At 38.8% G+C, this 7951-nt stretch carries 7 protein-coding genes; all 7 read left to right on the top strand.

Annotation, left to right across the window (positions count from 1 at the left end):
- Positions 1-584: 584 nt before the first annotated feature.
- The 7 genes from EO113_RS03200 (at position 585) to cydB (ending at position 7897) form a co-directional block, all read left to right on the top strand.
- Complete coding sequence (locus EO113_RS03200; protein WP_127061276.1) at positions 585-2138, top strand: ClC family H(+)/Cl(-) exchange transporter; 1554 nt, start codon at positions 585-587, stop codon at positions 2136-2138.
- 224 nt (positions 2139-2362) lie between these two features.
- Positions 2363-2938 carry a molybdenum cofactor biosynthesis protein B gene (locus EO113_RS03195; RefSeq protein ID WP_127135531.1) on the top strand — a complete coding sequence of 192 codons (576 nt, stop codon included), beginning with the start codon at positions 2363-2365 and terminating at the stop codon, positions 2936-2938.
- 283 nt (positions 2939-3221) lie between these two features.
- Positions 3222-3854 carry a DUF47 domain-containing protein gene (locus EO113_RS03190; protein WP_127061278.1) on the top strand — a complete coding sequence of 211 codons (633 nt, stop codon included), beginning with the start codon at positions 3222-3224 and terminating at the stop codon, positions 3852-3854.
- A complete protein-coding gene (locus tag EO113_RS03185) occupies positions 3847-4845 on the top strand; it encodes an inorganic phosphate transporter (protein ID WP_009354128.1) in 999 nt (332 codons plus the stop codon). The genes EO113_RS03190 and EO113_RS03185 overlap by 8 nt, the downstream gene beginning before the upstream one ends.
- Positions 4846-5030: 185 nt before the next feature.
- A complete protein-coding gene (locus EO113_RS03180) occupies positions 5031-5474 on the top strand; it encodes an Rrf2 family transcriptional regulator (RefSeq protein ID WP_009354142.1) in 444 nt (147 codons plus the stop codon).
- Between the two features lie 27 nt (positions 5475-5501).
- Positions 5502-6887, top strand: a complete 1386-nt coding sequence (locus EO113_RS03175) for a cytochrome ubiquinol oxidase subunit I (protein ID WP_082717814.1) — start codon at positions 5502-5504, stop codon at positions 6885-6887.
- Positions 6878-7897, top strand: a complete 1020-nt coding sequence (gene cydB / locus EO113_RS03170; RefSeq protein ID WP_009354130.1) for a cytochrome d ubiquinol oxidase subunit II — start codon at positions 6878-6880, stop codon at positions 7895-7897. The genes EO113_RS03175 and cydB overlap by 10 nt, the downstream gene beginning before the upstream one ends.
- Positions 7898-7951: the final 54 nt, after the last annotated feature.

Raw genomic sequence — 7951 nt, 5'->3', positions numbered from 1 at the left:
AACACAGTAGTTAAGCTCGTAAACGCCGAAAGTACTTGGCTGGAAACGGCCTGGGAGGATAGGAAGTTGCTGATTAAGAAAATAAAGAAGACGCCGAAAGGCGTCTTTTTTATTTTCTCATTCAATATATTATTTTGGTCTGGCCGTTTCCAGCCAGATTGATCAAGTAGCAACTATGGTATACCTAATAAGGCCTGGGATAAGCAGGGCTCATGATTTAAAGGAGCAAAGCACGCGCATAAGCAGGACTCATGATTTGAAGGAGTGAAACGACGCGCAAATCATAGAGTATCGCTTAGTTCCTAGCGTAAGGTTTTGTAGCTCTATAGGAGCTAACAAAACCCACAGCTAGGAACAAAAAGGACAAGGGATATAAGTCCTTAACGTAAGGTTTTCTACGACCGAAGGGAGTAAGAAAATCCACAGGGCAGAACAGGAAGTTGCCAATGAAAAAACTATTTTTGCAAGCCCTTTCCAGCCAACATGAAAAAAACACTTGAAATAATAAAGATAATTTTACATAATGACAAATCAATCGTAACCTTGTATACTATATCTATTATTAAGGTAACTAAGGTGATAATATGATACATACTACACGTAATAATATTTTCAAAAAACCTAAAATGGAATTTTTTAATACCTTTGATCGTGAGGAATTTCTCCTATTAATTGTAAAAGGTATAGTCATAGGAATTGCAGCCGGCATAATTGGTTCTGCTTTCAGATATATTATTCATTGGGGAAATGACTATCGTCATGAATTCATGGCTAGTGCTACGATAGAGCAAATCATTATATGGATTATCGTTATGATGATCTTAGGTTGGTGTTGTCATCTTTTGCTAAAATGGGCACCCTTGTCGGGAGGTTCAGGAATACCTCAAATTGAAGGAGAAATGAAGGGGATTTTTAATATGAATCCTTTCCCTACGTTGGTATCTAAATTTTTTGGTGGTGCTTTTACAGGTATCGTAGGATTTTCTGTTGGGCGCGAAGGGCCTTCTGTGCAATTAGGTGGAGCTACAGGAAAACTCTTGTCGAATTGGTTTGGCAGCTCGTTACGTGAGGAGCGGATTTTAACATCTGCAGGGGCGGCAGCTGGTTTGACTGCTGCCTTCAGTGCACCAGTATCAGGAGCTATCTTTGTATTTGAAGAAGTGCATAAAAGTTTTTATCCTAAGCTTGTGATTCCTACATTTTCTGCTACTATATCATCTAACTTAATTACGTCTTTAGTATTTGGATTAACACCGTCATTGGGATTTTCTGTTATGGAAAGTATTCCTATTGAGTATTTCACAACACTTTTCATATTAGGAGTTGCTGTGGGATGCTTTGGAGTTATTTTTAATCGTATGATTGTAGGAGTAAAGTGTATCTATGATAGACTACCCATATCTAGAGGGTGGAAAATTTCTTTAACATTTCTTGGGGTAACTCTATTAGGCTTAGATTCACAAATGCTGCTAGGTGGTGGTAATGATGTAGTAACCATGATGGTTGCTCATCAACAGACATTACAAGTATTGCTATACATTGTGATAGGTAAAATTGTGTTAACTTCCATTTGTTATGGTAATGGTGCACAAGGTGGTATATTTCTACCGATGGTTGTAATTGGATCAGCAGTGGGGGCATTGATGCATAGCATATTAGTAGAATTACACATGCTACCGAATGCCTTTGGAAGTAGTTTTATCATTTGCGGTATGGCAGGTATGTTAGCAGCCTCTATGCGAACTCCATTGTTAGCTATCTTATTGGTACTAGAAATGACAAATAGCTTTCACAGTATTTACCAAGTAGGTACTGTGGCCATTATTGCGTATTTAACGGCTGAATTTATGAAAGAATTACCAATTTATGATAATTTATTACTTCGTATGAGCCAAGGCATTGTAGGAGCAGAAGAAGAGCAAACATTTTTCCAAACTCGTCTATCAGTCGTTTGCCCTTATGTAGATACGATGTTGAAAGATATTGAAATGCCAAGAGGATCTATGATCGTCAGCATTGATCGAGGAGGACAACCGATTGTACCAGTGGCCACAACAGTATTACAGTGTGGAGACGAACTATATGTGTCCTGTACAAAAGGTCAGTTAAAAGAAGTAAAAGAATTTTTTGGTCTTTAACATTTCTTATGGAGTTACGATAGGAGATATGCTACTATACATATAGGTACTAGTTGGAGTATTAAAATTTTGAAAGATGGTATATCATTACAAGTCTTACTATACTGTATTAGAAGCTATCTGAGAAACGTTTTCTAGTATGTTGGTTCCAGCCTATTAAGAGTAATAGACTGGCGGATGATTTTATATTAAATAGCATGTACTACATAGAAAGGACCATACATATGGCAATGATGGAATTTACAGACCGCCCCCTAACAGTAGCGGTGATTACAGTGTCTGATACAAGAACAAAAGAGACAGATAAAGGTGGAGCCCGAGTTGAAGAATTAGCTCGCGAGGCTGGATTTGTGGTGGTATCTCGTCAAATTGTGACAGATACAATTGATGAGATTCAAGGAGCCATTCATCAGGCTTTCACTGGCAATTATGATGAAGAAGTTCTAGTTTTGGATACTTCCACAAATAATGCTGTACGAGCTTGGACTTATGAGAGCAATGTCAGTGGTGCAGATATTATTATTAGCACTGGAGGCACTGGTATTGCCAAACGTGATGTATCCATCGAAGCAGTGCAACCCTTATTGGATAAAGAAATTCTAGGGTTTGGCGAGTTATTTCGTTTTTTAAGCTACCGTGATGATATTGGAACGAAAGCGTTGGCATCTCGTGCTATTGGCGGGGTAAAAGATCATACGATTTTATTTGCTATTCCAGGATCAGTAGGGGCTGTTACACTAGCCATGAAAGAATTGATTTTACCGGAAGTTAAACATTTAAAGCGAGAATTAATTAAATAGTGGATTGCGATAGCTATCTTTAGTAACTATGTATTATAGTAGTGCTAAGATAGCTATTTTTGTTGCGCCCATAGATGTGATGTAAAGATAGTAAAGCAAAGCGGCAACAGATAGAAGTCTTCTGAAAAATAGGCAATTATAATAATAGAGACATCTAAATGAATAGTATTACGTATTAAAAGTAAAAAATGTATATAGGCTTTTGTAATTTGTATGCACAAGTGAATGGTAACGTGCTATAATGGAATTATCTAAATTACATAGTAAGTTATTGGAGGAAGTAATGGCTTTCAATTTAAAAGGAAAAGAAGAAAAGTTTTTCAGTATGCTCAATGATCATGCTGAGTTATGTCATGAGGCAGCACAATTGATGCAAGATGTGTTTGAAGGAGAAGTGGAGAAGCGAGAAGCTCTTCGCGAAATTGAACAAAAGGAACATGAGGCAGATGAATTGGTAGCGGCTACTATGGACCGTTTGCGTAAAACATTTATTACGCCAATGGATCGTGAAGACATTCAACTTTTGATTGATCAATTAGATAACACGATTGATAATATTAAAGAAATTATGGATAAAATGGTAATGTATCAAGTGCAAAGCGAACCAACTGCAGGAGCAATCCGTATGGCAGAAATCGTAGCTAAATGTTGCAAACACATTAAAAAATCTATTTCTTATATGGGGAGTTTAAAAAAGAACTATCTAAAAGTAGAAGGTCGTGCATTAGAGGTGTTGCGTCTAGAAGCAGAGGCAGATGATATTTATCATGTGGAAATGGCGAAACTTTTTACAGAGTGCAGTGACCCTATTGAAATCATTAAGTGGAAGGAAATTCTTAGCTCCATGGAAGAAGTTATCGATGGCTCTGAGACTTTGGTAGGAACATTCCGCCGGGTAGTATTAAAGTATGCTTGATGGTTGGGTGATATGGGCCGTCGTTTTGCTCGCATTGGCCTTTGACTATATAAATGGATTCCATGATACTGCTAATGCAATTGCCACATCAGTATCTACTCGAGCCATAGCGCCAAAGACGGCTGTTATGATGGCAGCCACGTTAAACTTTTTGGGAGCTATGGTGAGTACGGGTGTTGCTAAAACAATTGGTGGAGATATTGTTACAGCCCCAGAGATGATTAACGGAGAAATTATTGTTGCAGCTCTTGTAGGAGCTATTTTCTGGAACCTCTTAACTTGGTGGTATGGGATTCCAAGCTCTTCTTCCCATGCCTTAATTGGTGGTATCATTGGTGCTGTGTTGATTTCTGTAGGCCCTGAAGCTCTGCAAGCTGGTGGGATTGGTAAGATTTTTATTTCTTTGGTGGCATCTCCTATTCTAGCACTAGTATTGGGCTATATTGTTATGAAAATACTACTGATCCTATTTGGACGATTTTCGCCAATTATCTTAAATGATCGATTTCGGAATATGCAATTAGTATCTGCGGCACTTATGTCATTCTCGCACGGTTCCAATGATGCACAAAAAGCGATGGGCATAATTACGTTAACCTTAGTAGCTAGTGGACATTTGCAAACCTTAGATGTACCTATTTGGGTTAAAATTGCCTGTGCTACAGCAATGGCATTAGGTACAGCAGCAGGTGGTTGGAAAATTATTGCTACTGTAGGTAGTAAAATTTTTAAACTAGAAAGTATTAATGGATTTGCAGCTGATTTGAACTCTGCCATTACTATTTTTACAGCTACATTATTGCATTTACCAGTATCTACTACACATGTTGTGAGTGGATCTATTATGGGGGTAGGTACAGCCATGCGTGTAAGAGCGGTTAACTGGAGCACTGCAAGGTCTATGGTATTTGCTTGGTTTATTACGATACCATTATCTGCAGGCGTATCTGCACTAGCTTATGTGATTATTGATACATTAGCACATATATAAAAAATGAAGAAGTTGTGAAGAAATAGGTTGCAACATTCTCAATAATTTCTTATAATAGAAACAAGAGATGCTCGAACGCTTTTGCACTCGAGCATTTTTTTGCAAGTTTAAAGTATACCTAAGTAGTGTACTTTTGATGACGGATAGAGTTTTATGAAGGATAGATAACAAAAGAGGAGGACTCATTGAAATTTAATCAAGCGACAGACTATGCATTTCGTATTCTTTTATATATGTCTACATTACCTTTTGGTACTCGTAAGGTAGGCTCAGAGTTAGCACGTACTAGCAAGATTCCTGAACGATTTCTACTAAAAATTATGAGATATTTAGTGAATGCAAAATTATTGCACTCTTACCGAGGCGTAGATGGTGGATTTACATTGGCCAAAAAGCCTAAAGATATTAGTTTGTATGATGTGGTAACAGCGGTAGAAGGAGACACATATTTACAACATTGTTTATATGACTCTGAAAGTTGCTCTCGTGGCTGCCATGGTCAATGCGCCGTACAAGAGGCAGTTGGTAAAATTCAAGCTGTACTAATACAAGAGTTAAAAAATGTTGATTTCGAAACGTTAGCAAAACGTGAGCGTTCGATTCAAATATCATTGCACCATGTGGTATAAATTGTATTCAAGTGAGGAGGAATTAACATGATGGATGCAGTCTTGTTAGCTCGTTTTCAATTTGCATTGACAACGATCTATCATTGGCTCTTCGTTCCGTTTACGCTAGGTATGACAGTATTAGTAGCAATACTAGAAATTACTTATGTGCGTACGAAAAACGAAGTGTACAAAAAAATGGCAAAGTTCTGGGGGAAATTATTCTTAATTAACTTTGCAATGGGTGTTGTAACAGGTATCGTTCAAGAGTTCCATTTTGGAATGAACTGGGCGGAATACTCTCGCTTCATGGGAGATATCTTCGGAGCTCCTTTGGCGTTAGAAGCCTTAACAGCCTTTTTCTTAGAGTCCACTTTTATGGGGGCTTGGATTTTTGGTTGGGATAAATTATCCCCTAAAGCACATGCATTTGTAGCAGTGTTGGTAGCTATCGGAAGTAACTTATCCGCATTCTGGATTTTAGTAGCGAACTCATTTATGCAACATCCAGTTGGATATGCACTTCGTAATGGCCGTGCAGAAATGGATTCCTTTGCGGCTATCCTACAAAATGGGTATTTACCAGGTCAATATTTGCACATCTTTACAGATGGTATCTTAACAGCAGGTGTTATCATTGCTTCTGTTAGTGCATGGCATTTATTGAAGAATAATCACGTAGATTTTTACTCTAAATCTATTAAGTTTGGTTTAGGTGCAGCAGTAATTGGTGGTTTATTAGTTAGTGGCGCAGGTCACTTCCAAGGCCAAACAGTAGCCAAATTACAACCAATGAAAGTAGCTGCTTTTGAAGCATTGTGGGAAACACATGATCCAGCTCCATTTGCTATCGTTGCTGGCATTGACCAAGATGGTAAAAAGAACAATTTTGAAATTGGTGTACCAGGAGCGTTATCCTTTGTGGTTCATGATTCTTTCAAAGGCGAAGTAAAAGGTATCAATGACCTTCAAAAAGAAGCAGAACTAAAACACGGTGCAGGCGATTATGTGCCACATGTAACATCTATGTTCTGGTCTTTCCGTGTGATGATTTTAGCAGGTATCTTGATGCTTGTTACATCTATCGTAGGTTACTACTTGCATATGAAAGGCAAATTGCTTAATAACAAAGCAGCCTTAAAAGCGATTTATCATATGTTAGCCCTTCCATTCATTGCGAACTCCACAGGCTGGTATGTAGCAGAAGCGGGTCGTCAACCTTGGCTTGTATATGGCTTACAAAAAACGGCGGATGGTGCATCTAAAGTAGTAACAGCCCCAGAAATCTGGACAACAATTATCGGTTTTACAGCTGTATACGTAGTCATGGCAATTGCCGCAATCTACTTGGCAGTAAAACATATTCAAGCGGGGCCAGCGGGTAACCCAGCTCATGATGTGGTTGAACAAGAGGAGGCTACATTATGGAAATAATTACAAATAACTTAGAATTAATTTGGTTCATCTTAGTAGGTGTTCTATTTACGGGATTCTTCATTTTAGAAGGTCTTGACTATGGTGTAGGCATGTGGCTCCCATTCTTGGGTAAAACAGACCGTGAACGCCGTCAATTAATCAATACTATCGGTCCTGTATGGGACGGTAACCAAGTATGGATGCTCACCGCTGGTGGTGCTATGTTTGCATCCTTCCCACAAGTATATGCTACTTTATTCAGTGGTTTCTACTTGGCATTGTTCTTGATGTTAGCAGCGTTAATCGCTCGGGGCGTATCTTTTGACTTCCGCAGTAAAGATAAAAGCCCAACATGGCGTGCTGCTTTCGACTGGTGCATTTTCTTTGGATCTGCTATCCCAGCACTTCTTTGGGGTGTTACAGTAGGTAACTTGATCCAAGGTACACCTATCGATAAAGATATGAACTTTGTAGGTGGGTTCTTAGATTTATTGAGCGTATACACGATTCTTTGTGGCGTTGCCTTTGTGTGCGTATTCTTGTACCATGGTGCTTTATATGCATCCGTGAAAACAACAGGGGAAATCTCTGAACGCGCTCGTGCAGCTGCATTAGTAGAAGGTGTGATTACAGCAGTAGGTGCGTTGGTATTGGTAGGAGCTACCTATGTATACACAGACCTATTCAACAGCACATTAGCTACCGTAGCATTTGCATTAGCTATTCTTAGCTTCTTAGTATCTTGGGGCTTTACACGTGCTCGCCAAACAGGTAAAGGTTTCGTGTTCAGTGCATTGACAATTCTATTTGTAACCCTTGCGTACTTTGCAGGATTGTTCCCTCGTATCATGGTATCTAGCATTGATCCAGCGTACAGCTTAACAATCATGAATGCTGCATCCTCTACGTATACATTAACATTGATGACAATCGTAGCGTGCATCTTCGTACCAATCGTATTGGCGTACCAAGCATGGGCATACTACTATTTCCGTCATCGTGTTACACAAGATGACTTACACTATTAATCTATAGTGATTTTAAAAGGGGCGTGATTACACGTCCCTTTTCTTGCATATGAT

Source organism: Veillonella sp. 3913, from assembly GCF_003992235.1.
Classification (GTDB): Bacteria; Bacillota; Negativicutes; order Veillonellales; family Veillonellaceae; genus F0422.
This window is presented reverse-complemented; position numbering and strand designations above follow the sequence as displayed.

Excerpts from the sequence above, each read along its gene's own strand:
- cydB (WP_009354130.1), top strand. The coding sequence starts at position 6,878 with ATGGAAATAATTACAAATAACTTAGAATTAATTTGGTTCATCTTAGTA.
- EO113_RS03200 (WP_127061276.1), top strand. The coding sequence starts at position 585 with ATGATACATACTACACGTAATAATATTTTCAAAAAACCTAAAATGGAA.
- EO113_RS03185 (WP_009354128.1), top strand. The coding sequence starts at position 3,847 with ATGCTTGATGGTTGGGTGATATGGGCCGTCGTTTTGCTCGCATTGGCC.
- EO113_RS03190 (WP_127061278.1), top strand. The coding sequence starts at position 3,222 with ATGGCTTTCAATTTAAAAGGAAAAGAAGAAAAGTTTTTCAGTATGCTC.
- EO113_RS03175 (WP_082717814.1), top strand. The coding sequence starts at position 5,502 with ATGATGGATGCAGTCTTGTTAGCTCGTTTTCAATTTGCATTGACAACG.
- EO113_RS03195 (WP_127135531.1), top strand. The coding sequence starts at position 2,363 with ATGGCAATGATGGAATTTACAGACCGCCCCCTAACAGTAGCGGTGATT.